Source organism: Salinisphaera orenii subsp. halophila YIM 95161, assembly GCF_003732545.1.
GTDB lineage: Bacteria > Pseudomonadota > Gammaproteobacteria > Nevskiales > Salinisphaeraceae > Salinisphaera > Salinisphaera orenii_A.
In genome coordinates, this window is the sequence record NZ_AYKF01000008.1 from 1 (window position 1) to 1,926 (window position 1,926).

Annotated in this window: 2 protein-coding genes; both read right to left on the minus strand. The window is 51.5% G+C overall.

What is annotated here, in order from left to right:
* Positions 1 to 68: 68 nt before the first annotated feature.
* Positions 69 to 512, minus strand: coding sequence for a DUF6998 domain-containing protein (locus tag SAHL_RS01700; RefSeq protein ID WP_221177780.1), 444 nt, complete (start codon positions 510 to 512; stop codon positions 69 to 71).
* A gap of 116 nt (positions 513 to 628) precedes the next feature.
* Entirely contained in the window at positions 629 to 1,489 is an 861-nt protein-coding gene (locus SAHL_RS01705) for an AbiJ-NTD4 domain-containing protein (RefSeq protein WP_123589694.1), read from the minus strand.
* Positions 1,490 to 1,926 lie beyond the last annotated feature (437 nt).

A 1,926-nucleotide genomic window follows, 5' to 3' on the forward strand; every position in this document is an offset into this window, starting at 1 on the left:
AGCGGCCGAAGGCCGCGTAGGGAGCCCGAAGCGCGGCAGCGCTTTGGGCGGTCAACTGCAGCGACCTGTTATGCATTTTCCGCCGACCACACCACGGCGCCTATAGATTTGAATTTACTAACTGATAAAGCGCCGCGTTCGTTCCGCGCCTTTGAGCCTGGAGCGATTAATGCGGCGGTGATGGCATCTCTACCCGCTTCGTATATTACTCGTGGCTCGAAATCTTGATCGAGAACGACAAGAATGACAGTGTCCCACTCTTTATCCAACTGGATGCTGCCGATTCGCTGACCTGGCTTCGCACCTTTCGGAATAACACGGCCCTTTATTTGAACCTTGATATTTTTTCCGGTGTCCGCCCGGATGGCGTCGTAACCGGCTTGCCGAGCCCCGGCGAGTTCTAAGTCTAAAAGCTGGGCGGCTGCAAATTCAGCAACCTCGCCAGTGATGCCCAAAGGCTTGCCGGTAAGCTTTCGATATCGCCGCGCCAGAGACTTCGCCTCTTTGAGCAATTTTGCTTCTTCATCTATATTTTAGTAAGGCATAACGCCAAAGCTCAGTTGCCGGCCGAAGCGCGGCAGCGCTTTGGGCGGTCAACTGCAGCGATTTGTTCGGGTATAAGCCTGAGTTAGGCTTCAAGCTCCGACGCCTTTGTCCATAAGAAATTTATAAATGCGGAGCAGGCAACGAGCATAAATTTTCCATCTGAATAAGTCGGTTCGAAGTTCTGCTCCGTCAAAGCGTGACGGATACCGCCGGTGTCGCTTGTATAGCCGTAAAGCTTTTTTAGCGCTTGCTCAAATGCTGGATGGAAACTATGCACTTCTTTAATACGGAGAAGGGCGGTATTTAATGTAGCTCCTGAATTGCCTGAAATTTTTTGGCATGTCGACTCTACCGCAGAAATCGATTCTTTGATTGAGTTTCGATAATCTGGCTGCTGACGGTCTGACAATAGTTCCAAAGCACGTGATAAGTGCGTCGCAACCTGAGGAGACGAATCACTCAACGCAGTCTCGACTGATTCCGACTCGTACTCGCTAGTGATTTCGGCTACTTCTTCACCTACGACTCTATAGGCCGCATTTTCTTGCTCTAGCAAATCATTGATAAATGGCTTGAGACTTTCCGACCAATTATCTGGGCTATTCTTGATTAGAAATTCGATTAAATCGTACGCTTGCCACCATTCTGACTCGAAAAATTGGGTCCGGATTACGTTGTAAGCGGACGAAGAATAGCCCGGCTGAAATTCGGGAATCGTATCAACTGGCTCTTTGAAATAATGGAGCCAAAGTTTCGCTACCAGCAATTCTATTTGCTTTGCATCTTCGGACTGCCCACCGTAAAAGCCTGTAGGTGACCAGCGATCCCACAAAACAAGCTTCAGGGCACTCCAAAGCCTATTGCGGAGTTCATCGTCCATCGTCTCGCGCTGCAGAGCTTTCTCCACAGATTGGATACCCATTCTTTGAGAAAAAAGTGACACTTTTATTATCCCTTACCCGAACGCCTAAGCTCAGCCGCCGCCGGAGCGGCCGGAGGCCGCGGAGGGAACCCAAAGCGCGCCAGCGCTTTGGGCGGTCGGCTGCAGCGACTCGTTGTACGTGAACTGCGTCGGCTGACGTCCTCTCGAACTTGCCAGCGGACCCCAAAACCTGACGCGCCTCAAGAAAGAACGCGCTGACTTCGAATTTACCGCGAATAGCCGCTTACACAAAGGTGCCCAGCTCACCGACGCCGACAAGGCTGCTTCGATCCGACGAATGTCGAACGAAGGGGCCAAAGCGCGCTATTGGTACGAACTGGCTATCCGACTCCAACGCTAAACAGCCATACCAACCAACCGCCGTACAACGAACATAGCTAAGCGAGACAGGAACAGACGCTGGCTGAGGCACGCCCACAGCTTATAGTCGTAATTCT